Genomic DNA, 25,423 nt, shown 5'->3' on the forward strand with positions numbered 1-25,423 from the left:
GATCTTACACTCCACTGAGCTCTGCGACGGATTCGTCCACGCTGATCGCGCCCAGTACGTCGGCCGCGGTGAACACCCGGCCACAACGTTTGGCGACGTATTCCAATCCCATCAGGTGCTCGTCGCGCGAGAAGTCTGCTGTGGCATCCGAGACCATGAACGGCTCGACGTCACTCATGAACGCCTCGGCCGCGCTGAGCATGCAGCCCATGTGCGCGTACACGCCGGTCACGATCAACTGATCGCGGCCGACACGGGCGAGGAGCTGACGCAAATCCGTGCGCTGGAATGCCGAGTATCGCCACTTCGTCACCTCGATGTCGGACTCTCCGGGCGTGAGCGCGTCGATCACCTCCGTATCGCGGCCGGTTGTCATACCTTCGCCCCAGAAATCGGCCAGGATGCCTCGCCTGGACGGATGCTGATCACCCGGCTGCATCGTGTAGACAACCGGAATCCCGGCCCGAACACACGCGTCACGAATCGCCACCATGTTTGCGGTCGCGGTGGAGATGGGCTCCTCACCGGCGTTGTAGGCATCGATGAAGTAACGCTGCATGTCGTGGATCAAGAGCGCGCAGCGCGACGGGTCGAGTTGCCAGTCGACGCGGTCCGCGGATACCTCGTCACGGCGGGGCAGAACGTAGCCGGCAATGGGGGGAATGGCCATCGGGCGCTCCTATTCGGTTCGATCGGTTGTGTATGAGGACTTCACATGTCGAGCGTGGCGCCGCCGTCGACGCGGAGGTCGTGCATCGTGATGTGCCTGGCCGCGTCCGAGCTGAGGAACAACGCCGTGGCGGCGATGTCACCCGGTTGCGCGAGTCGGCCGAGCGGAATCCCGAGGCGATAGGCGTCGGCGTCACCGGCAATCACCCCGGCGGATTGGTCTGTACCGTCCCACATTCCGCGAAGCATGGGAGTGTCCGTCGATCCCGGAGAAATAATGTTGCAGCGGATTCCGTGCGGAGCGATCTCGAGACCCAGGCTCCGCATGTAGGCGGTTGCCGCAGCCTTCGACGCACCGTAGGCAGCCATGTTCGTGCGCGGTGTCGATGCCGCGTTCGACCCCACTGCCGTGATCACGCCAGCACCGGCAGCGACAAAGCGGCGAGCCGCTTCGCGGGCGACGTTCATGGTTCCCGTCGCGTTGACGGCCATGCACGCATCCCAGTCGTTGTTGTCCTCGGTCAGCGCAGAACCCGCCCGCAACACGCCCGCAGTGTGCACCAGCACCGACACCGTTCCGATTGCATCGGTTGTCGCGGCAAACGCCTGCTCGACGGACTGACGATCCGTCACGTCGACCGCGAGCGCGAATCCGCCAACGGGTACCGTCGGAGCTGCAAGGTCCCACCGAGCGACCGTGGCTCCGGCCTCTTCGAACAGTGCCGCCGTTGCCGCGCCGATACCGCCGCCGGCACCGGTAATCACGACAGATCGCCCAGTCACACCCTTCACATCCATGAGCCTAGGCTATCCTTATCGAAATTGTTCACGCCGCCGGGCCACCACCAGTGAAGGAAGACATGCTTTCCGAAGTGTCACCACCTCAGCTCTCCTTCACCCCGTGGCCTGCAGACGACGCCGCCCGATACCGCAGTGAAGGAATCTGGGCCGGAAAGACTTTCGACCAGGTTCTGCGCGAGAGCGTGGCCGCCCATGCCCACTCCGTCGCAGTCGTCGACGCCGAGCAGACATGGACGTACGCCGAGCTCGACGCCCGCGTGGACGCCCTCGCTGCCGGACTCGCGGACCTCGGCATCACCGCACAGCATCCGGTGATGGTCCAACTGCCCAACCAGGCCGAGTTCGTCGCCGTGGTCTTCGCGCTTTTCCGGATCGGCGCAGTACCCGTGTTCTGCCTCCCCGCGCATCGTTCCTCGGAATTGACTGCACTGGCCGGCGCCTCACGCGCCGTCGCCGTCATCACCTCGCACCACATCGACGGGTTCGACCACGGCGCTCTGGCACTCGAGGTCGCTGCTTCGACACCGACCTTGAATACCGTTGTGTGCCTGCCAGATCCCGGATCGGACGCCCCGGCCGGCACCGTGAACTTCGACGCGGTGAGCGCCGTACCGCGCGAATTTGCCGCCGCAGACCCGGGATCCGTGGCGTTTCTGCAGCTGTCCGGCGGCAGCACCGGCATCCCCAAACTGATCCCCCGCACCCACGACGACTACCTCTACAGCGTGCTGCGCAGCAATGAAATCTGTGGTGTCACAACATCGACGGTCTATCTGGCGACATTGCCGGTAGCCCATAACTTCCCGATGAGCTCGCCGGGAATCCTGGGAGCTCTCGCCGCCGGTGGAACAGTGGCGTTGACCCCGTCCCCAAGTCCCACCACGGCCTTCGCGATGATCGAGCGCGCCGGAGTGACCATGACGGGACTCGTTCCGCCGCTCGCCCGGTTGTGGACCGAAACAGCCGAACGTGGCCACTCACACGACCTCTCGACTCTGACAGCTGTACTGGTCGGCGGCGCTCGCTGCCCCGACGAGTTGGCGGCCCGCATCGGCCCCGCGTTGGGCGCACGACTCCAGCAAGTGTTCGGGATGGCCGAGGGTCTGGTGTGTTACACCCGCGACGAAGATCCTCTCGACGTAGTCCTCACCACGCAGGGCCGCCCCATGTCCCCCTTCGACCAGATCCGGGTGGTCGACGACAACGACAACGACGTACCCGCGGGCACCGAAGGTCAGCTGCTCACCAAGGGCCCGTACACAATTCGCGGCTACTTCGACAATCCCGCAGCCAATGCCCGTTCCTTCACCGCCGACGGGTGGTACCGCACCGGCGACGTGGTTCGAGTTGATGCGAACGGCAACATCACCGTCTGCGGGCGCGCAGTCGACCGAATCAACCGCGGCGGCGAGAAGGTATCTGCCGAAGAACTCGAAGAACACCTCCTGGCGCACCCCGCGGTACGCGACGCGATCGTTGTTGCCATTCCCGACGAATACCTCGGCGAACGCACGTGTGCCTTCCTCCTTGCCGCCGACCCGTCGAGTCCGCCGAAAACAGCCCAGATACGAGCCTTTGTTCGCGAGCGCGGCCTGGCGAGTTGGAAGATCCCCGACCGGGTGCAGGTGCTTGAAGAATTCCCGGAGACCGGCGTCGGCAAGACCAGCCGTAAGGATCTGCGTCGAATGCTCGCCGCTCGCTGATCCAACTCAACTCGCTGCGGCCGCGGCAACGGCGCTCAGCGTCGCCAGCGCCCGATGTTGTTCCACCAGAACCTGAGCGCGTGTTCGCCCGAGCACAACTGCGGTGTCGTCGACATCGAGGCCAACGATCAACCTCAAAATCAACACCTCTCGCAGCCGCTCAGGAAGAGCCTCGATATCGGCGGGCAGTCCTATCCTGGATTTCGAGTCCGTTCGGTCGATCAATCGACGAGTTGTCGAGTACACCAGACGCACGAGCGAACCATCTGACGCTGCCCGGCCCGGCACCGAATTCACGACGGAACGGCACACGGCGTCGGCTACTAATTCTGCTGCGTGAGGCTCGAGTTCGACGCGAGCACGTCGCACCGCCAACGGCCGGACAGCGCAATACAGCCTCGCCTTCGACGCGGCGCCACCGTGTCGTGCGGCAACCTCCAGACCATCGAGTGCATCAGGGCGTTGCAACTTCGCCATCGCCTTCCTTGCTGATTGTTGTGCGCTAGGCCTACGTCTACTGCGCCCGGACCACACTCCCTAGTCAAAGCGCGAACCCTGACGGCCGCCTCCACTGAGTCTGCCAATCACCTGGCAATCTCAAAGCAGACCGAACCCCTTGAACTGCAACAGAAATACCGACACTCGAATTGGGAACCACCACGAGCGTAGGATCAAAAACGTGCGCAGCGACGGCGATACCTGGGACATTGTCAGCAGTGTCGGCCTGACTGCGCTGGGAGTGGCCGCATTTCGCGCCATAGAATCACGTCGCCCCCACGCCCTGATCGAAGATTCCTACGCGCCGTGGTTTGTCGCGGCCGCGGGCGAACCACACTTCACCGCGCTACTGGACAACCCGTCATCGCTGGAAGACCTCCCACTGTCCGGATTCATGGGCATTGGCATGGGCATCAGAAGTAAATTCTTCGACGAGTTCTTTCTCGACGCCGCCAGATCAGGAGTCGCCCAATCAGTCATCCTGGCAGCAGGATTGGATGCACGGGCCTATCGACTGAACTGGCCCACCGGCACTGCGGTTTTCGAAGTCGATCAGCCGCGGGTACTGGAATTCAAAGATCAGGTGCTCACCGAACACAGAGCGGAACCGAAAGCGGACCGTCACACGGTGGCTGTCGATCTGCGAGAAAACTGGCCCGCCGCTCTCGAAGCGTCAGGATTCGATCGCGCCAAGCCATCGGCATGGTCGGCAGAGGGACTTTTGGCCTATCTTCCCGGCAGCGCACATGACGCACTGTTCGAAAGAATCGACGAACTCTCCTCGCCAGGAAGTCGACTTGCCTTGAACTACTTCCCATCCGGAATGGACGGCAAACGATTCGCCGACATCAGAGCAAAGTACTTCAAGAAAGACCCATTCGGCGGCTTGGACTTGTCCGCATTGTTCTACGACGACCAGCGCGCCGACCCCAAACAGTGGTTGACCGACCGCGGTTGGTCGGTTCAGTGCCGCGACACCCTTGAACTGGCAAACGAGTACGGCCAACCGATCCCGGAACTTCCACCGGAACTTGCCGATTTGTCGAAACGCTCAGGCTATCTGACGGCCACGAAGTAGCTCGAACTCAGAGCGTCTTGATCAAGCCTCCGTCTATGACAAAATCCGCGCCTGTGATGTTTGCAGCGCGGCCTCCGGCAAGAAACACCACCAGATCCGCGACTTCTTCCGGGTACGTGAATCTGCCCGTCTCCGAGCCTGCGGCTGCACTGTCCACAATGTCTTGGGCGCTGAGTCCGGAGACCCCGGCGAGCGTCGACGCTACCCCGCCCGACCCGAGCCACAACGCCGTCCGCACAGGTCCTGGGCTCACGGTGTTCACCCGAATACCTTGCGGAGCCAACTCTTTCGACAACGATTTGCACAGGTTACTCAAAGCGGCTTTTGCCGCGCTGTAGTCGATCACCGCTGGGTCCGGAAGGAACGCATTCACCGAACTGACCGTCACGATGCTCCCACCGCCGACCGCCATCGACGGCAGGGCAGCCCGGATCATCCTCACCGCGGACATGAACGTCACGCGCAGCGACGCATCCCAGTCGCCGTCCGTGACGCTGAGAAATCCCTCGGTCCGCGGCGTCACGGCGCCCACGTTGTTGATCAGGATGTCGATACTGCCGCGCTCTGCGGCTGCGGCAGCCAATGCCGGCGGACCGTCCGCACTCGCCAAGTCGACGGCAAGGAACGTGACACCGTCGCCGGTCTCGAGTTTCTCGATTTCTGCCGTGCGAGTTCGTGAACCCGCGATCACATGGGCTCCTTCTTCGACCAATGCCTGGGTGATCGCGAGACCGATGCCCTTGCCGGCACCGGTGACAATCGCGGTCTTCCCTTTGAGCAGTAGATCCATCGAACCGGCTCCCGTCCGACCGGTCGAAATCCGGCTTCGGCCGTAGAGTCTCCACTGCGATCGGGGGATAAACCTTGCGCCCGTAAGGTGCAATCCTCACTTTAGGGACCAAAATCCCAAAGTATGAACTCAGAAATATTTTCTCCGTAAATCGTTGGCAAACACGTCCGATGCGCCGTATTGTTTTCGACGCATGCTCCGGCGTGCTGGGACTCGTTGACGCTCATGGAGATGTTGGCAAGACCAATCGGAGGCAGGTCCTGCACTCCCACAGGGTGTGGGGCCTGTCCTCGATCTGGCGAATATCCCAGCTAAGATCGATCAGGTCGCGCAAATCAGATCAAATCAGCTCAGTACCAGTGCCGTCGGCCACCGACCGCGCGCCCCGTCGAGCCCAGCACGAACAAGATCAGCCCGATCACCAAGAGGACAACACCGATCGTCCACAAGATCGGAATATTCAAGAGAAATCCGATCAGCAGCAGGATAATTCCGAGAATAATCATGGCAGTCTCTTTCGACGACAAGCCCGCCACATACACGCGAAGTGACGGCACTCTACCTTCGAATACCCCGCTCACTTGCGTTTCATACCCCTCCTGACCGGGTATTTCGATAGTCCCCGCGCCACACAGCTGAGGAATCGAGCGGTTCCATGCGACGGATCGTGACTTTGATCGTGTTGATCTGGCTTGTTGTCGGTGCCATCGCGGCCGGCCAGCGAGGCTACTACAGCAACTCTCCATCCAACTGCGCCGGCGTGGGCACCATCGCCGTGACCGTAGTGGCGGGGCCCCTGAACTACTTCGGCGTCAACCCCAAGGTTACGGATTGCACTCTGCCGCAACCTAGTTCCTGACGAGTGCCGCACCCGCCCAAAGCCAGCCAACCCAAAGGCGGTGCCTGACACTGAAGGCAGTCAGCGCCAGGCACCGGGTTCTGGCGTGGGGGTGATGCAGGCTTCCCACTGCACCATCCCCACGGGGAGCAACACTAGCAAGAATCGAACAAATGTGCGAGTCCAATGGGGAGTTTATTGCGGCGGGCCATAAGCACCCGCACCGAAACCGGAACTGATCAGCATCAACACCATCAGGCCCCACCCTGCCCCCTGCCAAATGGGCCACACCCCACCCCGTTTCCACACCCGATACGTCTGGACAAAGGCAATCAGCCCACCGATCAGGAAGACAGCGGCCGGCGCGAAGGCCAGGGTGCCGAGCCCTGACGACCGGTCGAACAGCAGCAGCGAACACAGAACCGCAAGCGCGAGCCCGATCACCACACCTGTGAAGGTCGCCGCCCTGCGGAACTCCTCCGGATCCGACCACCGTTTCTCGGTATCCATCGCTGCGTTACGGCGCCGGGCCGACATGACCTGCTCCCTTCACTGGAATCTCTCGTGTGAATCTGCGGCCAATCGCATTGGATACCCAGCTCTCGTGTCGAATCAACCTCGAGCGGGTACGCGTGCGGAGAGACGAGCAACAAGATTCGACGACTACTACAGAGAGGAGTCGCCATGCATGCTGCGCGACTGAAGAAGGTCGGTTCGAGCGAAGGACCGTTTGCCTCGGTGTACTTCGAGGACGTCCGCAATCGTGAAAACTCACGTGAGCGCTTCGAGTTGGAGTGGCGTTCGATGCACAATCAATTGTCGAAACAGGGAGCACCAGATGCATTGATCGAACAGTTCGACAGTGTGAAGGACAATCATCACGGAATTTCCGGCCGGGCCGGACGCGCACTGGTGATCACGCCCGATGCCGTTCTGGTCGACGACATCATGCTCGAACCCACGGCGTCGACCGTCGTGACGGTTGGTTCATTGCCCTACCTGATTCCGCTCGTTGCACATGGACACGACACCGAGCCGTTTGTCCTCGCCAAGGTCGATCACACCGGCGCGGATCTGTGTGTGCGCGATGCGCGCGGGCGAGATGTCTACGGCGAATCCGTGGACGGAGACGGGTTCCCGGTACACAAAGCTCGAGTGGGTGGCCCCGACCGCTATATCGACACTCAATCCCTGGCGCAGGAGAACGTGCGAAAGAACTTGACCCAAGCCGCAACTCGCACCGCCGAACTGGCCCGCGAACACAAGGTGCAATTGGTGCTGATCATCGGCGAAGTTCAGTCGCGCACAGCATTCGCGCAGTATCTTCCGGCGTCACTACGCACTGTGGAGATCGAACGCGGATCACGCGCAGCAGGTTCTTCTCCGACCGAAGTAGCCAAGGCGATACGCGAACTCATCGATACCGAGCGGTTGAGGCGTATGGACACCGAAACCGAGCGCTTCATGGCCGGTCAGGGCCGCGACACCGAACTGTCGGTCGACGGCACTGCCCGTGTGCTCGATGCGCTGGAACAGGGCAAGGTCGAGACTCTGCTCTTCACCGATCCCGATGACAAGGAAGTATCCAGTAATTCACACTTTGCACCCGCGAATCGACTACTCCCCTATCTAGCGATCCGAACCGGGGCCGAACTGATTCAGGTAGACGAACGCCTTACTCTCGCAGACGGATACGGAGCGATATTGAGGCATCCGTGAAGTACTCCGTCACCGTGACGCGTGGCGCCCCTGCGAATCCGGGAAGCCGTCGGCGATAGCGGCGACCAACTCGAGATAGGCACGCGCAGTGCGTTTGTTCAACAACTTCAGATCTATGGGCCCGCCCTCCCCGAGATGGTCGTCGTACGGGAGGGTGCAGACCGCCCGAACTCCGCGCTGGGAAAACACTTCCTCGAGCTGGTCCAGATCGAGCGACGACGATCCAGGCCGCGTTGCGTTGATCGCAACCACCGACCGGCTCACGAGGTCGCCGTAACCGTGTTTGGTCAGCCAACTCAACGTGGCGGCTGCGCTGCGCGCTCCGTCCTGAGCCGTCGGACTGACTACTACCAAGGCGTCAGCCTCGTCGAGGATTCCGTACATCGCCGAATGCATGATGCCGGTGCCACAGTCGGTGATGAGAATGTTGTAGTGCACTTCGAGGATGCGTAGCGTGTCGAGGTAGTCCTGCTCGTTGAACGACTCCGATGTTTCCGGATCCGCTTCGCTGGCAAGGATTTCCAACCGGCTGTCACCTTGCGACGTGTAGTACCGCACATCACTGTACGTACGAATATTACTGTCTGCCAACAGATCACGAACCGTCAAGTGATGCTCGCGATGTTCTCGATCGGCGAGGGTACCGAGATCAGGATTGGCGTCGATCGCAACAATCCGATCACCACGGATCGACGCAAACGTGGAGCCGACGGTCTTTGCCGCCGTCGTCTTCCCAACCCCACCCTTGAGCGAGATGAAGGCGATCTTGTACACGCCGCGCACCGTCCGATTAGCACGACGGACCAGCGCCTGATGTTCGAGTTCCACCGCCGACTGCCCGGTGTTGATCCGCCCACCCGAAAGCTTGAACAGCAGAGCACCGAAACCGTGTTCGGGCGGACGTTTGGCGCGCTTGATGATGTCCAGGTCGTCGACGGAGGTCATCGCTTGTGGCGTCGAGGTTCGGAAATCGGCCGGCTCGTCGCGTCGCACTTGCCGCATCCGTTGACTCGGAAGCGGTTTGACCGGAACCTCGTCGCTCTGCGGTAGATCGAACTGCGGCGTAAAGGTAACGGTTCGAACCGAATTCGCGTAGGTATCGTCAGAGCCGCTCAGCAGATCATCCGTGTCGGCTGTTCCGGAACCGTTCTGTTTGAATCCACCATTCGAACCGTTGTTATCGCTGTGCACCGTTTTCCTAGGTCAAGGTCGAATCAATTCGGACATCACATGTCGGGACGCTATCACTGCGGGGCCGCATCGGCCCGTCGGTGATACCGCAAATGCGGGCCGATTTGTTACACAACACAGTTCGATGACTTTGGTCCTCGAAACTCCCGATCCGCCAGCAAATCAACCGGCATACCAGTTGTCCGGTACGTATTGCGCCAGAACGCATCCGAAATCGCCTGCCGCAATGTGTGGGCAAAGAAAACGGGCACTCAACCGAACAAATGTCCAACTTCGGCGCACCTACTAACCGTGGTAGTAGGTGCCTGTATCCTTTGCACCTATGACCTCCCGCCTCGCTGATGTCGCGCAGTTGCGCGGCGGATTTGTCGGCGGCACGTCCGGAGCGGTATCCCTCGCCGCCCACGCACTCGGCGGCGGAGGCATGGCGCCGTCGCAAAGTGCGGTGGTCTTGTTGCTCCTCGCCTGCGCGAGCGTCGGCGCCGTCGTTGCGTCCATCGATACTCGTCGCTCGCCCACCGCGGCCTTGGCTCTCATGCTTGCTGCCGGGCAGGCGATCGGCCACACAACACTGACCATTGCCTCGGACCACCAGCACGGCGTTGTTCCGTCGCTCCCGATGCTCGCGGCTCATATCGCTGCGGTCGGAGTCTGCGCGGCGGCGATCCGCGGCGCCGAACGCGGCTACGTCGTTGCGGCGTCCACGGTGGCAACAATCGTTGCAGTCCTGCTGCGGCCCTGGGCGCCGCAGCACTCACCCCTCACCGTCCGCACTCGCTACCGCGCCAAAGTTGTTCTCCGGCAACTTCTCACCTCCGGTCTGGGCACGCGCGGCCCGCCGGCATTCGTGTAACTCACTTTTCCTTTCCCTTTCCTTTCTGCGCACGAAATCCCGTGCGCCCCCATTGCTGTGCGCCTTTACCAACCGCCGACGGTTAAGAAAGGCGCACAGCGGGATCGAGTACACGCATGTCCGCACCCGAAATGGAGCGCGCGCAGCCGCACGCTTCCAACGACAGTTCCCCTCCGAAGAAGAAGGCCGGCGGCGCCAGACCCCTGATCCTGCGCCTGCATTTCTACGCCGGAATTCTCATCGGACCGTTCATCCTCATCGCGGCGTTGAGCGGTGGCCTCTACGCGGTGGCACCCACCATCGAGAAATTTGTCTACAGCGACTACCTACAAACCGACAGCACCGGACAGCTCGCATCACTGAACGATCAGATCCGCTCCGCTCAGCAGTACCGCCCGGACTTGACGGTCTCAGCGATCCGCCCGTCTCCTGCCGCCGGCGAAACCACCCGAGTTCTGTTCACCGATCCGTCTCTCGGCGAGTCCGAGAGACTCGCGGTATTTGTCGACCCGGTGCTCGCTCAACCGGTCGGCGAGTTGACCGTGTACGGCAGTAGCGGCTCGCTGCCGGTCCGAACCTGGATTTCCCAGCTCCACCGCAACCTTCATCTCGGCGAACCGGGACGCCTGTACAGCGAGCTGGCCGCGTCGTGGATGTGGGTGGTTGCCCTCGGCGGTGTCTACCTGTGGTTCCGCCGGTACCGAACCTCTCGCAACGCCCGTCTGCTCACCCTGGATCGAACGTCCGCCGGGCGTAACCGAACCCTGAACTGGCACGGAGTTGTCGGCATCTGGATCGCAGTGGCACTGGTGTTTCTCTCGGCAACCGGGCTCACGTGGTCGACATACGCCGGTGAGAACGTCAGCAACATGAGAACCGCACTGAGTTGGACCACCCCTTCGGTGGTCAAGACACTTGGCGGCGCTCCCGCGCAGCCGTCCGGCGGACACGACGGTCACGACATGGCCCCGATCGCCACCGGGACTCTGACGGACACGAACGTCGGACGGGTCGACGCGGTCCTCGGCATCGCCAGGTATCACGGCATCACCGGCCCCGTCGAGGTGTCGATCCCAGCTGATGCACACACCGCTTTCACCGTCGCCCAGACGCGTCAGCCCTGGGTTATGAGCAACAACACCATTGCAATCGACGGAGCAACACAGAAGGTCACCGACGAGCTGTGGTTCGCGGATTGGCCTATCGCGGCAAAACTCTCGGCCTGGGGAATCCAGCTGCACATGGGACTTCTCTTCGGTCTCGCCAATCAGATCGCGCTCGCCGCACTCGCCGTTGCGTTGGCGAGCATCGTCATTCGCGGCTACATCATGTGGTGGCGTCGACGACCCATCCGAGGATCCGAGTGGGCTGTAGGCCGAGCACCCACACGCGGTGGCATCCGAAAACTCGCTCCGATCAGCGTTGTTGCACTGATCGCCTGCACCGCCCTGATCGGCTGGTTCGTTCCGCTGCTCGGCCTCAGCCTGATCGCATTCCTCCTGATCGACCTTTCTGTCGCGGCACTCCGACGCCGCGCAACCACCTGATACTCGAACTACGGAGATACACATGTCTGTTCGCACCACACTGTTCACCGCTGCCGCGTTGGCAGCGGCCCTGACGCTGACCGGTTGTTCATCGGAGTCCGGCAAGGAAACCGAAGCGGCACAATCCATCACGATCGAGGATCAATGGGTCAAAGCCGCGCCGGGCGGTATGAGCGCGGCCTTTGCCGAACTGGTCAATTCCAGCGACAAAGACGTACGGGTCGTCTCGGCCACCAGCCCGGCGTCCGCTCGCGTCGAACTGCACGAAGTTGTGACCGGAGACGCCGGGACAATGACAATGCGCCCCAAGGACGGTGGTTTTCGGGTTCCCGCGAACAGTTCCGCCAGCCTTGCGCCAGGCGGCGATCATCTGATGTTCATGGAACTCGCCGGCCCGCTCCTCCCCGGCGCCGAAACCGACGTCACCCTGATCTACGACGACGGTTCCAGTTCCACCTTCACAGCCCAGATCCGCGACTTCTCCGGTAACCAGGAGAACTACGACCCCAATCACGGTGGCTGAGAACAGCAACCTGCGACTGAGCCGGCGGCGCCTCCTCGGAGGTGGCGCTGCCGCGCTTGCGGTCGCGGGAACAACGTGGGGTGCAGCAACTCTGGCGCAGGCCGATGAACCGTCTCCGGGTAAAGCCGTCGTTCCGTTCCATGGCGTTCATCAGGGAGGCGTCAGCACCCCGCCGCAAGCACACGCCACCTTTGTCGGCTTCGATCTGCGACCAGGAGTCGACCGGGCCGCCGTCATCGGAATCATGAAGATGTGGACAGCCGACGCTGCTCGCCTCACTGCGGGAATGCCCGCTCTGGCCGATACCGAGAAGGAACTGGCGGTTGATCCGTCGAGGCTGACGATCACCGTCGGCTACGGGCCCGGACTGTTCACCGCTCTGGGGTTACAGGATCGGGCACCAGCGTGGTGCGCTCCGCTACCGAGCTACCCGATCGACCGACTCGAAGATCGCTGGGGCGCAACGGATCTTCTCCTTCAGATCTGCAGCGACGATCCCGTCACCGTCGCGCATGCGGTACGGGTACTGACCAAGAACGCCCGCTCACTGACCTCAATTCGGTGGACGCAGAAAGGGTTTCGCAGCGCACGGGGAACCGCGCCCGAGGGAACAACTATGCGTAACCTCATGGGCCAGGTCGACGGTACCGTCAACCCGGCGCCGGGAACCACGGATTTCGACTCCCTCGTATGGAGCGACGGCGCCGATCAGCCGTGGTTAGCCGGCGGAACGTCGTTGGTGCTTCGGAGAATTCGCATGGAAATGGATACGTGGGACGAACTCGATCGACCGGCGCGTGAACTCACGATGGGTCGCACGTTGTCGAACGGCGCTCCGTTGACCGGCACCGACGAGTTCGACGAGGCTGATTTCACCGCTACCGACAGGTTCGGTATCCCGGTCATTCCGCCGGGATCACACATCGCACGCTCGCATCGAATGCACGAGGGAGAGCAGTTCTTCCGTCGTGCCTACAACTACGACGACCCACCGGAAGGCGAGGAAACGTCCAACTCCGGGCTGATCTTCGCGGCGTTCCAGCGGGACATCGCGGCGCAGTATCTGCCCGTTCAGCAGCGACTGAGTGACTTCGACGCACTCAACGAGTGGACAACGCCGATCGGTTCGGCCGTCTATCTCATTCCGCCCGGATGCGAGGAAAACGACTACCTCGGCAGTGGACTACTGAAATAGACGAAGTTGGGCTCCGAAAACTCCGGAGCCCAACCTCGTCTTACTTCTTACGCGGGCCTTACTTCTTACGCGGACCCGGCATCGCCGCACCGGGGCGAGCGGTGGTCAGTCGGGTAACCCAACCGCTGACCGGCCACTTCTTGAGTCCGACGTTGTGCGGTGTGATTTCGGTGCCGACGTACTTGGCCGCCAGCTCCTCGTCGACGTCGCCGGTGAAGCGCCACAGCATGCTGCCGTCGGCGTTACGAGTGGACACCTCCCACGACTGCGCGCGGAAAGCGCCACGAATGATGCTGTCCGCGAAGACGAGTACAGGAATCCCGGCTTCGGCACGCACTGCGGCGCCGGCCGCCCATTCCTGGCGGGCGAGTTCGTAGATCTCTTCTGCGGTGGCGCCGGCGCGAGCAGAACCCGGAACATGCAGCACCACACTGGGTGTCGGCAATTCCGGTGCCGGATCTGCGGAATAGCGGAGGGCGATTTCCTCGACGCGGGTTGCCCGCAGATCCTTGTCAGTGACCTCACCCGCAAGGTTGGTCAGGTTCTCACCCGCCTCACTGATCCGCAGCGTCTCCACGATGCCGCTGACCACGGCGTCTGCCGTGCCGCTTGCATCCGCACCGGATACGCTGCGGATGAGAACGTAGTGCTCGACTGCCGAACCGGCGTCGTAGATCTCACGAATGCGTGAGATTTTTGCAGCGGTCACTCCGGGTGTATCCGCTGCCCCGGAGGCTCCTTCGAGGTTGTCGAGTTCACCGAGTGCCTCGAAAACCGAAGCGAATACCTGGTTTCCGGTGCCGTGGCCGACATGGAACACCTGGTTGTTACGCGGGTCACGCAACGCGAACACATACTCTCCCAAGCGCTTTCCGACCTTCTCGGAGAACGGTTGCGGAGCCGGCTTACGGACGAGCACCTCGGTGGACAGCGTCCGCATCACCGCGAGCCTGAGCGCATCGGGCACACTCGACGATGCTGCGGCGCCCGAGAAGATGGCTGCCGACGCCGAACTGATCGACGTGAACGTGCGACCGACCTGCTTCTCGAGCGAGGCACACACAATGCCGACCGCGCTCAGCCTCGAGTCGAGGGTGCCTTCGCCCTCGGCGAGAAACTCCTTGATCAACGGTGCTACGAGCAGGGTGGGGCTGATACCACGCGGAACTGTCCAGACAATAGCCATGCCACGAGCCTAGGCGATCACAAGCAGGCCCGAGGTCAGTCGCACGTCATCGGGACATTTCCGGCCAGCGGGACTGCCCGATACGGACCCGGCGCTACCGCCACAGAATCGGTGCATGAACAGATTTGTAGGCAAGGTAGCGATCGTCACCGGCGGTTCTCAGGGAATGGGAGAAGCAACCGCCCGACTCCTCGCAGCAGAAGGCGCGACGGTTGTCATCGGCGACGTGCTCGACGAGAAGGGCGCCGCGGTCGCTGCCGACATCGGCGGCGTCTTCCACCATCTTGATGTCAGCAGCGAATCCGATTGGGTGCGCCTCGTCGAAGACACGACTTCCCAGTTCGGCACTGTGGACGTCCTGATCAACAATGCGGGCATGCTTGCCTTTGCCGCTGTCGAGGACATCGACGTCGCGGCCGTCGAAAAGTTGTTCTCCGTCAACGTCATCGGCGCAATGTTGGGCGCGAAGGCTGTTGTTCCCGTGATGAAGAAGGCCGCGCGCGGCGTGATCGTCAACATTTCGTCCGTTGACGGCTTGCGCGGAGTGAACGGCCTGAGCGCCTACACCGCCAGCAAATGGGCGGTCCGTGGACTCACCAAAACTCAGGCACTCGAACTCGGACCGTCGGGCATCCGCGTCTGCTCGGTGCATCCCGGTGGCGTCGATACCCAGCTGGGCAACCCGATGGGCCGCACGGGCGACGACCTGCAGAAGCCGTACGGTCAGGTTCCGCTACGGCGAATCGGGCTCCCCGACGAGGTGGCCCGGGTAACGGCCTTCGCTGCCAGCGACGACGCAAGTTACATGTCAGGAGCCGAGCTGGCCGTAGACGGCGGTTGGTCGGCAGGCACCTACTACCCTGGGTTGCCCGGCAGCTGACGCACTGATATCCGACGCACTAACATCAGTGGTTCCTCGTACATCCGAAAAAAGGAACCGGCACTTCCATCATGACCTTGCTCGTGCGCGGTATCGAATGGTCGGATCCGGCAGCTCCTCGTATCCGCCTCGTCGACGACACAACCGGCGACACCACGTTCTTCACGCACACGTCGGTATTCCGGTTTTCTGTGGACGAGCGCCGGGGACGGCGGTGCCTCGGGTGGCGCGACATGACGGCCGACGGACCCGGTTACCTCCCGTGCGATCGAGGCGCGAAGGTGACCAGCGGACGCCAATGTGACCGGTGCAGAAATCGCGAAGGATTCACAAGCGTTCACCAGGCTCACGTGAACGGTGCGCACATTCACCCGAATGTGCGCACCTACCTCACCCAGCCACAATGGCTGTATATCGACATCTTCGCCGGTGGCCGGATGAAGGTGGGGACGGCGTCGCAGTTCCGCAAGTACCCGCGCGTCGCGGAGCAAGGCGCCGCAGCCGCCCTGTACGTCGCCGGTTCGACGGACGGTTACAACATTCGAACTCTCGAAGCTGACGTGTCGAGGCAGTTTCACCTGAGCCAGGCGATCCGCACATCCCGCAAACTCGAGGCACTGACAAACAGAATCGACACCGCTGCGTTGCGCAACGAGTTGCAACAGTTCATTGTCTCGAACCGAGAAGAGTTGTCCTACATCGGATCCGGGATCGAGGGCATCGAGATTTTCGAACAGCCCGAGGTCTGGACACCACCGGCCTGCTCGCAGATCGTTTTCGACGCCACCCCGGCGCTGATGTATCCCCATTCCTTCGAATCGGGTGAGCACTCTCTATACCTCGAAGGCCTGACCGGGCCGGTGGCACTGTTCCGTACCGATACCGACCCGGAATCCCCTCACTTTGTCGCAGACATCTCGGCACTGGTCGGACGTACCGTCACGGTGGGCAACTTCGACTCTCCGGGCGTCGCAATTCAGGAATCACTGTTCTGACGGTCGTGTGAAGGTTGCCTTCAGCAGCTTCCGGCGACCGCTGCGTCGAATCCGCGCGTTACCTCGGCCTGCTCGTCGGCGGACAGAGTCGACCATTCCGGGTAAGCCTGGATCGACGTCAGCATGTCGTTCGCCAGCGACTCACGGGTCAGTCCGATGTCGTCGCCTGATTCGTCGATCGCCTGCTGATATCCGTCGAGAAACTTGAGGACGTCGTTGCAGGCTTGCTCGTACGTGCGCGGAAGCCCCGCTACCGCGGTGCCCTCGGTAGCGGTAACGCCATCTGTATCGGTCGCCGGCGCAGTGGACGTCAGAGTCCCCACTTCGGTCGGCGTCCCGCCGTCGGAACCGCAGGCCACCAGCGCTATCAATGAACAGGCTCCGATGAACCCGACAACCGTTTTCTTCATCTCTTCAGAATGCCAGAGCTGACTGGGCAGCCGAGCCGCAGAGCCCCGGCCCCGATCGCGACACCGTGATAGTCTTACGTAGCTGCAAGGTAACTAGGGGCGGGTTTCCGCAGTCTCCTACTCGATTCGAGCGGGATGTACCGTAGAAGAGATTCGTCTCAAAAGGGGTAGAGGCTTGTGGGACTCTTTCGTAAGCGCGGATCCCGAGAAGAAGACGACGATCGTGAGGCGAGCCTCGATCGCGAAGACCCAGGGTATGCCGTGTGGTTCTCGAACGTATCCGATTCGGAGGGCCAACCTATCCCGTACAAACGGCCACTGACGTCCCCGGTTTATCCGCAACTTCAGCCGCCCCCGCTCGACCCACCGACAGTGGTTCCGCCACCCCTTTCCGGTTCCGCCGGCGAGTGGCTGACCGCCGATCGTATCGGTGAGGACGAAACAATAAATGTGTCTCTATCTGCGCATTACGGACCTATTTCGCAAAACTCACAAGCAGGACAAACCCCTCGCGCGCTGGATCCCACCCGCCCTCAATCCCCGCCGAAGAATGTACCGATGACTTCGCCGCCGAAGCATCAACTCGAGTCGCAGCGCTCGCCTGCGCCCTACCCCGCACCCCATAAAGGAGAAGCAATGAGCAACATCGACAAGGTCCTCGGCGAACTGATGCGTATCGACGGCGCCACAGGTGCAGCCGTCGTCGACGCCGACAGCGGCATGGTTCTCGGCATGGCCGGAAACCCGTCCTTCAGCCTCGAATACGCCGGTGCCGGAAACTCCGAAGTTGTGCGCGCAAAGCTCCGCACGATGAGTAACCTGGGAATTACCGACACCCTCGAAGACATCCTGATCACCCTGACCACCCAGTACCATCTCATCCGCGTGATCGAGACGCCCGGAATGTCCACACTCTTCGTGTACCTCGTCCTCGAACGCACGCGCGCGAACCTGGCACTGGCTCGCCACAAGCTGGGTGAGCAGACTCCCAAGATCGAGATCTGAGCAACTCGTTCCACAGGCCCGGAAGTCGATACCGACTTCCGGGCCTTTGTGTTGCTTCGGCGCTCCGCCCGACTCCCTGTTTCAGAGCGAACGTACCTCTCGGCGCATCCAAGGCGACGAAAGGTGCGTTCGCTCGGTCTGTTTCGGTCCACTTCGTCCGCTTCAGACCGAAATGTCGCGAATGACATACTTGTAGTTCGTCTCTAAACAGAAATGAGCTCTCGACACATGTCACGCACGGCAATCAGCAGGCGCAGCGCAGCTGCTGTTTCGATCGGCTTTGTTGCCGCACTGATCCTCGGCGGGTGCTCCAGCTCGTCAGCCGCCGAAACCGGCAGTCTCGGTTCAGGTATCGGATCCGGTGTCACCACCAGCTCGTCGGCGCTCACGAGCGACAATGCTGCTGTATCCGCCGCTTCCACACTGTTGGCGCAAATTCCGATCAAGGGACGCGCCCCCAAAACCGGATACGACCGCGCGTTGTTCGGCACGGCCTGGACCGACGATGTCGACGTCGAGTTCGGCCACAACGGCTGCGACACCCGTAACGACATCCTGGCCCGCGACCTGACTGCCCTCACGTACAAGGACGGCAACCGGTGCACGGTGCAGACCGGCACGCTCGAGGATCAGTACACCAACACCACGATTGCCTTCACCCGTGGTCAGGACACGTCGTCAGCAGTCCAGATCGACCACGTCGTAGCGCTGTCCGACGCCTGGCAGAAGGGCGCTCAACAACTCGACACGCAGACGCGCACCAACCTCGCCAACGACCCACGCAACCTGCGAGCCGTCGACGGTCCCGCCAACCAACAAAAATCCGATTCCGACGCCTCGTCGTGGCTGCCGCCCAACCGGGGATACCGCTGCCAGTACGTCGCTGCGCAGGTCGAGGTAAAAGCCGCGTACAGATTGTGGGTGACCCAGGCCGAACACGACACCATCGCCGGAATCCTCCAGGACTGCACGGGAACTGCTCCGGTGCAGCCCGCCACATCCCCGCCACTTGTCACGTCCAAGCCGATTGTCACCTCGGCTCCGGCAGCGGCGGTGACCGCGCCGTTCAAGAACTGCGCGGCGGCCAAAGCTGCGGGCGCAGCTCCCGTACGCATCGGTGACCCCGGCTACGGTGCCCACCTCGACGGCGACGGCGACGGCGTGGCCTGTGAGAAGTGACCGCCTGCGAGAAGTAACGCTCAGCCAGGTGTGTCCTCGATCGTCCACTGAGGGTGCTCCCGCTGCGGCGTGACGCTGATCGCGCGGTAGGAGTAGCCGTCCTGCTGCGTGATCTCCCAGGTGAAGTCGACGGTTTCACCGACAAAAAGTTCCCTGTATCCGCCACGGATCATCCGCGAATGGCCGGGCTTCAGTTCAGGCATCGCATCGGCCCAGATATGGGAGAAGAAGGCCCAGCAGCCGCCAGGGGTATCAGCGGATTCGATCACGCCCCAACCTTGCTCGCCGTTCCAGATCGAGACGGTTCCCTTGCTCATCGTTCGATACTCGCACGGCAGCCTGGCCCCTGACGAGCAGATTTACACTCTCCCCTCCCGGGAGGGTAGGGTCTGACGATCTCGTAAGGACGGAACCCTGATGGCTGCAACCACACTCGACACCACCGCCGACGACGGCACCGTACGGTCTGCGCTGCGCTCGCCCCGGCGCCTCAAAACCGAAGTGCTCGGCGGCCTCGTTGTTGCCCTGGCACTTATCCCCGAGGCGATTTCGTTCTCGATCATCGCCGGTGTGGATCCGCGGGTGGGTCTGTTCGCGTCGTTCACCATGGCCGTCACCATCGCGATTGTCGGTGGCCGACCGGCGATGATCTCGGCAGCCACAGGCGCAGTTGCACTGGTTGTAGCGCCCCTGACGCGGGACTACGGCATCGACTACCTCATTGCCACTGTTCTGCTGGCCGGAGTCCTGCAAATCGTGCTGAGTCTGCTCGGGGTGGCAAAACTGATGCGGTTCATCCCGCGCAGTGTGATGGTGGGATTTGTCAACGCACTCGCGATCCTGATCTTCATCACCCAAATTCCCCACCTGATCGGTGTGCCGTGGCTGGTCTATCCACTTCTTGTGTGCGCCATGCTGATTCTGATATTCCTCCCCAAACTGACCACCGCTGTCCCGGCGCCGCTGGTGGCCATCGTCGTGCTGACCGCGGTAACCGCCGTCTTCTCGTTCGACGTGCCCAATGTCGGTGACGAGGGCGAACTTCCGTCGAGCTTGCCGACTTTGATGTTCCCCGACGTCCCACTGACGATGCACACGCTCTCGATCATCGCGCCGTTTGCTCTGGCCATGGCATTGGTCGGACTTCTCGAATCATTGATGACTGCAAAGCTTGTCGACGACATCACCGACACTCACTCGAACAAGACTCGCGAGGGCTGGGGGCAGGGAGTTGCCAACATCGTCACCGGAATCTTCGGCGGCATGGGCGGTTGCGCAATGATCGGACAGACGATGATCAACGTCAAGGTCTCGGGAGCGCGAACCCGGATTTCCACCTTTCTGGCCGGAGTGTTCCTGCTGATCCTGGTGGTCGGCCTCGGCGATGTGGTGGCCTTGATCCCCATGGCTGTTCTGGTCGCAGTGATGATCATGGTGTCCGTCGGCACCCTCGATTGGCACAGCATCAATCCTAAAACTCTGCGGCGCATGCCCCTTGGCGAGACCGTCGTCATGCTCGTGACCGTCGCCGTCACGGTAGCGACGGAAAACCTCGCGTACGGCGTCATCGTCGGAGTCATCACAGCCATGGTGATATTTGCCCGTCGCGTCGCTCATCTGACCGAGGTGGTCGACATTGCGCATCCCGACGAGAACACGCGGGTCTACGCGGTGCGCGGCGAACTGTTCTTCGCGTCGAGCAATGACCTGATCTACCAGTTCGACTACGCCGGCGACCCGCAGAACGTGATCATCGATCTCTCCGGCGCCCATATCTGGGATGCGTCTACCGTCGCTACGCTGGACGCGATCACCACAAAATATGCAGCTCGTGGCAAGAACGTCGAGATCGTCGGCCTGGACGCGGCATCCGCGGAACGTCACGTCCACTTGTCCGGCCGGATGGGAGCAGGTCACTGACATGGAAAGCAAGCCCATGAGGATCGGCCAGGTTGCCGAGCGCACCGAATTGTCGATCAAAACCATTCGCCACTACGACGATGTCGGGTTGGTGACGCCATCCGAGCGCAGCGGCGGGGGTTTCCGGCTCTACACCGAATCCGACGTCGAACGCCTGCTCGTGATTCGGCGGATGAAGCCACTCGGATTCACCCTGGACGAGATGAAACAGCTGCTCGAATCCTTGTCGATCCTGGCCGACGACGCCGCTGATCCCCTATCGCGGACCACGGCAACCGAATTCATCTCGGCCTGCCATACGCGCGCCGAGGACAGCTGCAACCACCTGCGCAAACAGCTTGCCTACGCCGAGGAGTTGACGGCAGTGCTCGCAGCACCGATTTCGGCAGAGTTCCCGGCACAACTGCGTCCCTGAACTAGGCTGGACACATGGCCAGATACTTCGATGTCCACCCGCACGACCCGCAGCCGCGTGCGATCAGCCAGATCGTCGCAATGCTTCGGGACGATGCCCTCATCGCGTACCCGACAGATTCCTGCTACGCCTTGGGCAGCCGGATGGACAACCACGGTGGCGTTGATCGGATTCGCGACATCAGGGCGCTGCGCTCCGATCACCATTTCACCTTGGTGTGCGCGGACTTCTCACAGCTCGGCCACTTCGTGCATGTGAACAACGCCGCGTTTCGCGCTGTAAAAGCTGCCACGCCAGGGCAATACACGTTCATCCTGCCCGCAACCAAGGAAGTGCCGCGGCGCCTTGCACATCCGAAGAAGAAAACCGTCGGCGTGCGAATCCCGAACCATCCGGTAGTGCGTGCCCTTTTGCACGAACTCGGCGAACCGCTGCTCTCGAGCACCCTGATATTGCCCGGTGCAGAAGAACCCATGACGGATGGTTGGCTGATCAAGGAAGAACTCGACAACCAGCTCGACGCCGTTATCGACTCGGGCGATTGTGGCACCGAACCGACAACTGTCGTCGACTTCTCGTCCGGTGCACCGGAGGTTGTCCGCGTCGGCGGCGGCGACCCGTCACGTTTCGAGTAAGCGCTTCGATTTCATGTCGCAATCTCAGGATCTGGTCGGCGCTGTACTCGGATTGTCGATCGGCACCATAACCCTGGTGGCCGTTGCATCGCTGATCGCGAAGTTTCCCGGCGACGAGCCGAACTCCGTGATGGGAATACGCACCAAAGCAACCATGTCGAGCCCCGAAGCTTGGCAGCAGGCCCATCAAGCCGCCCGCCCAGGGCTGCGGCGGGCAACATGGATTGCGCTGGCCGGCTTTGCTGTTCAGCTTGGCATCGCCATCACGATCGGCGTCGGGACTGCTGCTTCTGCGACGGCGGCCGCAGTCGTGTTTGCCGCGGTGACGGTCGCGATCCTGGCTGCCGCACTGACCGGCAACAGGGTCGCGCGAGAAATTCAGTGCCGCAACTGAATCCGCTCTCCTAGGTGTGAATCAGGACACCGGCAACAAACGCCTTCACCAGAGCCCGCTCGTCACGCGCGTCGACGCCAGGCACCATGAGGAGCGAGAGAATGACTCGTACCGTCCACTTCGCCTGAGCCGCGTCGGCACTGCTGCCGAGAAACGCGGCACCCAATCCGTTGATGACCTCGGACGAATTCGCAAGCTCACCGGCCAGACTCGCGTCGCCCGGCAAAAACCACACCGCCAGGGTCGGGGTACCGCGCACCGCGGACACCGCCGCGAGGATCGCCGTTTCGAGTCGCTCCTGCGGATCGGCGATCGGCGCAACAGTCGCGGAAATGGCAGCACCCAGTGTGCGAGCCTCACGGTGAACAAACGCAACGTGCAGGGCCTGCCGATTCTCGAAATAGCGGTACAGAGTGGCCCGGGAACAACCTGCAGCAGAGGCTATCTCAGCCATTCCCACCGCGCCTACGCCCTTCTCGACAAACAACAATGCCGCGCTGTCGAGAATCTTCTCGGCAGCAGCAATGGCCCGGCCGTCCCCCAGCCAGTCGCTGCTCACGACGCGTTCACCGACAGCGGAGCCGTCAGCGGACGGCGGACGTAGTTTCCCGGTGCGTAGGTCATCGCGTCGATGTCGACGTGGAAGTCGGGAATGCGAGCCAGCAACTCTTCCAACGCAACTCGTGCTTGCATACGAGCAGCCGACGCACCCAGACAGTGATGTGCTCCGTGACTGAACGTCAAGATCTTCTGCGGTTTGCGCAGCACATCGAGTTCACCGGCATCGGGGCCGTACTTCGACGGGTCACGATTAGCTGCTCCGTACATCAACAGCACCTTGCGCCCGGCCGGAATAGTCTTGCCGCCCAAGCTCACATCGCGGGTGACGGTTCGAGCAAGACCCTGCACCGGCGACGTGAGTCGCAACAGTTCCTCGACCGCGTCGGTGATCAGTTCCGGATCGTCGATCAGAAGCTGACGCTGGTCGACTCGCTCGGTCAGCATCGCCACCGAACCGCCCAACATCCCTGTTGTGGTGTCGTTTCCGCCTGCCACCATGGTGAACGCAAATCCCAGGATCGACAGCAAACCACTGATGTCCCCCTCCTCGCCGAGTCCTGCCGCCAGAAGGTGTGAGATCGTATCGTCGCCCGGTTCCACCTTGCGTCGCTCGACCAACGACGCGAAGTACATCATCAACTCACCGGTCGCGGCCTGCGCCGTTGTTGCTGCGGCGAGCGCACCCCCGGCAGAATTGGCCGCAACGATCGCCTCCGTCCACCCGTCGAACTGGTCGCGATCGGATTCCGGAACCCCCAGGTAGTGCGCAACAACCATCGACGGCAGTGGCTTGAAAAGTTCGACGACGATGTCACCGCCGCCGCGAGCTTTCAGTGCCTCGATGCGCTCGACCACAAACTCCCGAACCATCGGCTCGACGGCAGACACCTGGCGGGGCGTGAATCCCTTGGAGACCATGCGGCGAAACTCCGACTGAGCCGGCGGATCCTGCATCACAAAAGGCGGATTGTCCTGCATACCTATCTGTTCCAGCTCGCCGTAGACGGTGGTCAGACCCTTGGCGGACGAGTACGTCTGGTAATCCCGCGCTGCGTTGTAGACATCCTCGTGGCGCGTGAGAACCCAATAGTCGTCACCGGGCGCCTCGGGGACCACATGATGAACGGGGTCGTACTCACGCAAGGCGTCGTACATCGCCCAGGGCGATCGCCAGGATTCCCCGGTCGACGGAACAAACCGTGGCAAGTGTGACACAGATGACGTCATGCCTCGACTATGAGACAGAATCACGATTATGTCAATGCTTGGTGTTCAATGCTTGGTGCTCATGGGATGCATCCGCCGCATTATCGTGTTGCCATGAGCACGGAGCACAGTTCCAGCAGCAAGACCCGCACCGTTGTCGCAGTCCTCCTCCCCCGCGAACACCTGCCCTTCATCCGCGATTGGTGCGTGCACCACATCGAACAGGGATGGGACATCGTGTTGTACGACAACACCGGCTCCGTTGGATCGTCGCGGCGCAGCAGCGCATTCAGCCTGAACCGGTGGCACGGAGGAAGCGTCGACAAGCGCGGAAACTCCTACGGCGCGTACACCGAAACACTGTCCGACAGTGACGTTCAAGCAGCATTTCGCCGCGAACTGCAGGGCCTCCCGGTCACGGTCGTCGAATGGCAACCCCGGAATGCGGAAGGCCGGATAGTGCACGGCCAGGTCGAGGCATACGTCGACTACATCACGAGATTTCGCACTACTGTCGCCTGGAGCGCCTTCATCGACGCCGACGAATACCTCCAGCACGCACCGGGATTGAACTGGGACGACCTACTGCACGCTGCATCGGAACAGGACTGCCACCGCATCCAACTCGACGCACTGGTCTACGAATCACGCTGGACCAGCCGCGGCGAACCACGCGAACTGCGAAGCCTCACATGCCAAGGGCTGCAAGAGTACGGCTGCAAGAACATCGTTCGCCTGTCGGAAGTTCTCGACGCCGACATTCACTGGTACTGGAAAACCACGGGGGAAGACACCCGCATCACACCGGACCGCTCGCTCTTCTGGTTCCGTCACTACCGCGGCAGCGAGGCAGTCCTCGACCTCACGCCGAAGGAGAATTACACCCGGCCGGACACTGCCGAAAGTCTGGAAGTTCCGCAGGCCCGCTTCCAATGAATGTGTCTGCAAGACACAGATATTGGAACGGTAGATAGACCTCCGGCCCGCGACCTGTTGCCAGTTCGCGGGCCGGAGATTCAGATCAGAAACAGATCAGGAGCCGGTGCCGGCGTTGATCAGTCCGGCGAGGCCGAGGATCGCGCCGACGCCGCCGATGAGGCCTGCGATGGGCGAAGCGTACTTAGCCAGGTCGCCGAGCAACTTAGCGGTATCGGCGTCAATGCTACCTGTGGTTGGCATTTCAATCTCCTCATCATGGAATGTGTGCGTGTGCCCCACGCCGGGTATGTAAC

30 protein-coding genes are annotated in these 25,423 nt (G+C 61.9%); 17 read left to right on the forward strand and 13 right to left on the reverse strand.

Features of this window, described 5'->3' with window-relative positions:
* Nucleotides 1-4: 4 nt before the first annotated feature.
* Both CJ178_RS14280 and CJ178_RS14285 read right to left on the reverse strand, forming a co-directional pair.
* Nucleotides 5-670: an isochorismatase family protein gene (locus CJ178_RS14280; protein ID WP_092803024.1), complete on the reverse strand. Its 666-nt coding sequence runs from the start codon at nucleotides 668-670 to the stop codon at nucleotides 5-7.
* 41 nt (nucleotides 671-711) lie between these two features.
* Complete coding sequence (locus CJ178_RS14285) at nucleotides 712-1,467, reverse strand: SDR family oxidoreductase (protein ID WP_095886982.1); 756 nt, start codon at nucleotides 1,465-1,467, stop codon at nucleotides 712-714.
* A gap of 62 nt (nucleotides 1,468-1,529) precedes the next feature.
* Here CJ178_RS14285 and CJ178_RS14290 point away from each other — a divergent pair, with 62 nt between their 5' ends.
* Nucleotides 1,530-3,173 (forward strand): (2,3-dihydroxybenzoyl)adenylate synthase, encoded by a 1,644-nt coding sequence (locus tag CJ178_RS14290; protein ID WP_095887985.1) that lies wholly within the window; start codon nucleotides 1,530-1,532, stop codon nucleotides 3,171-3,173.
* Between the two features lie 6 nt (nucleotides 3,174-3,179).
* Here CJ178_RS14290 and CJ178_RS14295 read toward each other — a convergent pair whose 3' ends face one another.
* Complete coding sequence (locus CJ178_RS14295) at nucleotides 3,180-3,650, reverse strand: sigma factor-like helix-turn-helix DNA-binding protein (protein ID WP_095886983.1); 471 nt, start codon at nucleotides 3,648-3,650, stop codon at nucleotides 3,180-3,182.
* 202 nt (nucleotides 3,651-3,852) lie between these two features.
* On the opposite strand from CJ178_RS14295, the gene CJ178_RS14300 reads away from it, so the two are divergent.
* Nucleotides 3,853-4,749, forward strand: a complete 897-nt coding sequence (locus CJ178_RS14300; protein WP_033231652.1) for a class I SAM-dependent methyltransferase — start codon at nucleotides 3,853-3,855, stop codon at nucleotides 4,747-4,749.
* Nucleotides 4,750-4,756: 7 nt separating this feature from the next.
* Here the strand turns inward: CJ178_RS14300 and CJ178_RS14305 are convergent, their stop codons facing one another.
* Both CJ178_RS14305 and CJ178_RS32795 read right to left on the reverse strand, forming a co-directional pair.
* Complete coding sequence (locus CJ178_RS14305; RefSeq protein ID WP_033231653.1) at nucleotides 4,757-5,539, reverse strand: SDR family NAD(P)-dependent oxidoreductase; 783 nt, start codon at nucleotides 5,537-5,539, stop codon at nucleotides 4,757-4,759.
* A 350-nt stretch (nucleotides 5,540-5,889) separates the two neighbouring features.
* Nucleotides 5,890-6,045: a DUF6131 family protein gene (locus CJ178_RS32795; RefSeq protein WP_092803415.1), complete on the reverse strand. Its 156-nt coding sequence runs from the start codon at nucleotides 6,043-6,045 to the stop codon at nucleotides 5,890-5,892.
* Nucleotides 6,046-6,194: 149 nt separating this feature from the next.
* Here CJ178_RS32795 and CJ178_RS14315 point away from each other — a divergent pair, with 149 nt between their 5' ends.
* Nucleotides 6,195-6,398 carry a hypothetical protein gene (locus tag CJ178_RS14315; RefSeq protein WP_033231655.1) on the forward strand — a complete coding sequence of 68 codons (204 nt, stop codon included), beginning with the start codon at nucleotides 6,195-6,197 and terminating at the stop codon, nucleotides 6,396-6,398.
* 174 nt (nucleotides 6,399-6,572) lie between these two features.
* Here the strand turns inward: CJ178_RS14315 and CJ178_RS14320 are convergent, their stop codons facing one another.
* A complete protein-coding gene (locus CJ178_RS14320) occupies nucleotides 6,573-6,914 on the reverse strand; it encodes a hypothetical protein (RefSeq protein ID WP_052683353.1) in 342 nt (113 codons plus the stop codon).
* Between the two features lie 147 nt (nucleotides 6,915-7,061).
* Here CJ178_RS14320 and CJ178_RS14325 point away from each other — a divergent pair, with 147 nt between their 5' ends.
* Nucleotides 7,062-8,096 (forward strand): baeRF2 domain-containing protein, encoded by a 1,035-nt coding sequence (locus CJ178_RS14325; RefSeq protein WP_033231657.1) that lies wholly within the window; start codon nucleotides 7,062-7,064, stop codon nucleotides 8,094-8,096.
* A 9-nt stretch (nucleotides 8,097-8,105) separates the two neighbouring features.
* On the opposite strand, the gene CJ178_RS14330 is transcribed toward CJ178_RS14325, so the two are convergent.
* Entirely contained in the window at nucleotides 8,106-9,287 is a 1,182-nt protein-coding gene (locus CJ178_RS14330; protein ID WP_033231658.1) for a MinD/ParA family ATP-binding protein, read from the reverse strand.
* A gap of 322 nt (nucleotides 9,288-9,609) precedes the next feature.
* Here CJ178_RS14330 and CJ178_RS14335 point away from each other — a divergent pair, with 322 nt between their 5' ends.
* The 4 genes from CJ178_RS14335 (at nucleotide 9,610) to CJ178_RS14350 (ending at nucleotide 13,405) form a co-directional block, all read left to right on the forward strand.
* Nucleotides 9,610-10,140, forward strand: coding sequence for a hypothetical protein (locus CJ178_RS14335; RefSeq protein ID WP_033231659.1), 531 nt, complete (start codon nucleotides 9,610-9,612; stop codon nucleotides 10,138-10,140).
* A 116-nt stretch (nucleotides 10,141-10,256) separates the two neighbouring features.
* Nucleotides 10,257-11,687, forward strand: coding sequence for a PepSY-associated TM helix domain-containing protein (locus tag CJ178_RS14340; protein ID WP_033231660.1), 1,431 nt, complete (start codon nucleotides 10,257-10,259; stop codon nucleotides 11,685-11,687).
* Between the two features lie 22 nt (nucleotides 11,688-11,709).
* On the forward strand, nucleotides 11,710-12,210 hold the full coding sequence (locus tag CJ178_RS14345; RefSeq protein ID WP_033231661.1) for a copper chaperone PCu(A)C: 501 nt from the start codon (nucleotides 11,710-11,712) through the stop codon (nucleotides 12,208-12,210).
* The gene (locus CJ178_RS14350) at nucleotides 12,203-13,405 is read left to right on the forward strand and encodes a Dyp-type peroxidase (protein WP_045064553.1); all 1,203 of its coding nucleotides are present in this window, start codon (nucleotides 12,203-12,205) and stop codon (nucleotides 13,403-13,405) included. Before CJ178_RS14345 ends, CJ178_RS14350 begins: the two co-directional genes overlap by 8 nt.
* A gap of 58 nt (nucleotides 13,406-13,463) precedes the next feature.
* Here CJ178_RS14350 and CJ178_RS14355 read toward each other — a convergent pair whose 3' ends face one another.
* On the reverse strand, nucleotides 13,464-14,591 hold the full coding sequence (locus CJ178_RS14355) for a GIY-YIG nuclease family protein (protein ID WP_095886984.1): 1,128 nt from the start codon (nucleotides 14,589-14,591) through the stop codon (nucleotides 13,464-13,466).
* 115 nt (nucleotides 14,592-14,706) lie between these two features.
* Between CJ178_RS14355 and CJ178_RS14360 the strand changes: the two genes are divergently transcribed.
* Nucleotides 14,707-15,471, forward strand: coding sequence for an SDR family NAD(P)-dependent oxidoreductase (locus CJ178_RS14360; RefSeq protein WP_095886985.1), 765 nt, complete (start codon nucleotides 14,707-14,709; stop codon nucleotides 15,469-15,471).
* 71 nt (nucleotides 15,472-15,542) lie between these two features.
* Nucleotides 15,543-16,466 carry a DUF2797 domain-containing protein gene (locus tag CJ178_RS14365; RefSeq protein WP_092803060.1) on the forward strand — a complete coding sequence of 308 codons (924 nt, stop codon included), beginning with the start codon at nucleotides 15,543-15,545 and terminating at the stop codon, nucleotides 16,464-16,466.
* Nucleotides 16,467-16,486: 20 nt separating this feature from the next.
* On the opposite strand, the gene CJ178_RS14370 is transcribed toward CJ178_RS14365, so the two are convergent.
* A complete protein-coding gene (locus CJ178_RS14370) occupies nucleotides 16,487-16,876 on the reverse strand; it encodes a hypothetical protein (protein ID WP_095886986.1) in 390 nt (129 codons plus the stop codon).
* A 636-nt stretch (nucleotides 16,877-17,512) separates the two neighbouring features.
* Between CJ178_RS14370 and CJ178_RS33260 the strand changes: the two genes are divergently transcribed.
* Nucleotides 17,513-17,881 (forward strand): hypothetical protein, encoded by a 369-nt coding sequence (locus CJ178_RS33260; protein ID WP_204368951.1) that lies wholly within the window; start codon nucleotides 17,513-17,515, stop codon nucleotides 17,879-17,881.
* A 228-nt stretch (nucleotides 17,882-18,109) separates the two neighbouring features.
* On the forward strand, nucleotides 18,110-19,060 hold the full coding sequence (locus CJ178_RS14380) for a GmrSD restriction endonuclease domain-containing protein (protein WP_033231668.1): 951 nt from the start codon (nucleotides 18,110-18,112) through the stop codon (nucleotides 19,058-19,060).
* Nucleotides 19,061-19,080: 20 nt separating this feature from the next.
* Here CJ178_RS14380 and CJ178_RS14385 read toward each other — a convergent pair whose 3' ends face one another.
* Complete coding sequence (locus tag CJ178_RS14385) at nucleotides 19,081-19,377, reverse strand: hypothetical protein (protein WP_051730275.1); 297 nt, start codon at nucleotides 19,375-19,377, stop codon at nucleotides 19,081-19,083.
* 100 nt (nucleotides 19,378-19,477) lie between these two features.
* Here CJ178_RS14385 and CJ178_RS14390 point away from each other — a divergent pair, with 100 nt between their 5' ends.
* Genes CJ178_RS14390 through CJ178_RS14405 form a run of 4 tightly spaced genes read left to right on the forward strand, consistent with a single transcriptional unit; the run spans nucleotide 19,478 to nucleotide 22,424 of the window.
* A complete protein-coding gene (locus tag CJ178_RS14390; RefSeq protein ID WP_095886989.1) occupies nucleotides 19,478-20,980 on the forward strand; it encodes a SulP family inorganic anion transporter in 1,503 nt (500 codons plus the stop codon).
* A 16-nt stretch (nucleotides 20,981-20,996) separates the two neighbouring features.
* Nucleotides 20,997-21,395 carry a MerR family transcriptional regulator gene (locus CJ178_RS14395; protein WP_033231837.1) on the forward strand — a complete coding sequence of 133 codons (399 nt, stop codon included), beginning with the start codon at nucleotides 20,997-20,999 and terminating at the stop codon, nucleotides 21,393-21,395.
* A gap of 14 nt (nucleotides 21,396-21,409) precedes the next feature.
* Nucleotides 21,410-22,030, forward strand: a complete 621-nt coding sequence (locus tag CJ178_RS14400; protein ID WP_033231670.1) for an L-threonylcarbamoyladenylate synthase — start codon at nucleotides 21,410-21,412, stop codon at nucleotides 22,028-22,030.
* A gap of 13 nt (nucleotides 22,031-22,043) precedes the next feature.
* Nucleotides 22,044-22,424 carry an SdpI family protein gene (locus CJ178_RS14405; protein ID WP_033231671.1) on the forward strand — a complete coding sequence of 127 codons (381 nt, stop codon included), beginning with the start codon at nucleotides 22,044-22,046 and terminating at the stop codon, nucleotides 22,422-22,424.
* 10 nt (nucleotides 22,425-22,434) lie between these two features.
* Here the strand turns inward: CJ178_RS14405 and CJ178_RS14410 are convergent, their stop codons facing one another.
* Together CJ178_RS14410 and CJ178_RS14415 are read right to left on the reverse strand one after the other, a co-directional pair.
* Nucleotides 22,435-22,983, reverse strand: coding sequence for a TetR/AcrR family transcriptional regulator (locus CJ178_RS14410; RefSeq protein WP_095886991.1), 549 nt, complete (start codon nucleotides 22,981-22,983; stop codon nucleotides 22,435-22,437).
* Nucleotides 22,980-24,212 carry a cytochrome P450 gene (locus tag CJ178_RS14415; RefSeq protein ID WP_033231673.1) on the reverse strand — a complete coding sequence of 411 codons (1,233 nt, stop codon included), beginning with the start codon at nucleotides 24,210-24,212 and terminating at the stop codon, nucleotides 22,980-22,982. The genes CJ178_RS14410 and CJ178_RS14415 overlap by 4 nt, the downstream gene beginning before the upstream one ends.
* Nucleotides 24,213-24,305: 93 nt before the next feature.
* On the opposite strand from CJ178_RS14415, the gene CJ178_RS14420 reads away from it, so the two are divergent.
* Complete coding sequence (locus CJ178_RS14420) at nucleotides 24,306-25,127, forward strand: glycosyltransferase family 92 protein (protein WP_033231838.1); 822 nt, start codon at nucleotides 24,306-24,308, stop codon at nucleotides 25,125-25,127.
* Between the two features lie 96 nt (nucleotides 25,128-25,223).
* Here the strand turns inward: CJ178_RS14420 and CJ178_RS32800 are convergent, their stop codons facing one another.
* A complete protein-coding gene (locus CJ178_RS32800; protein ID WP_155276676.1) occupies nucleotides 25,224-25,370 on the reverse strand; it encodes a hypothetical protein in 147 nt (48 codons plus the stop codon).
* Nucleotides 25,371-25,423: the final 53 nt, after the last annotated feature.

Source organism: Rhodococcus sp. ACPA4, assembly GCF_002300185.1.
Classification (GTDB): domain Bacteria; phylum Actinomycetota; class Actinomycetes; order Mycobacteriales; family Mycobacteriaceae; genus Rhodococcus_F; species Rhodococcus_F globerula.